The organism is Actinotalea ferrariae CF5-4, assembly GCF_000603945.1.
GTDB lineage: Bacteria > Actinomycetota > Actinomycetes > Actinomycetales > Cellulomonadaceae > Actinotalea > Actinotalea ferrariae.
The window spans coordinates 1-231 of record NZ_AXCW01000548.1 but is presented as its reverse complement, the minus strand read 5'-3'; the positions used below and the strand labels follow the sequence as shown (position 1 = coordinate 231).

Annotated in this window: 1 protein-coding gene; it reads right to left on the bottom strand. The window is 81.0% G+C overall.

Going from position 1 to position 231, the window contains the following annotated elements; genetic code table 11:
• Positions 1-231 (bottom strand): hypothetical protein (locus N866_RS21810; protein WP_034229987.1); only part of this gene is annotated, 231 nt, incomplete at both ends.

Genomic DNA, 231 nt, shown 5'->3' with positions numbered 1-231 from the left:
CCACGACGACGTCGTCCAGCCCCGGCAGGGCGAGCAGCAGCGGGTCGCCGACGGCGTCGAGCTGCTCCCGGACGGTCGCCACCGCCGCCGCGTCCCGCAGGACCAGGACGACGACGGTCGCCCAGGTGCCGGCCGGCCGGCCGTGGTCGTCGAGCAGGCCGGGGGCCGACGGGGTCGCCGGGAGCGGACCGGGCCAGGGCAGGCGCAGGGCCGGGAGCACCCCGTCGCGGC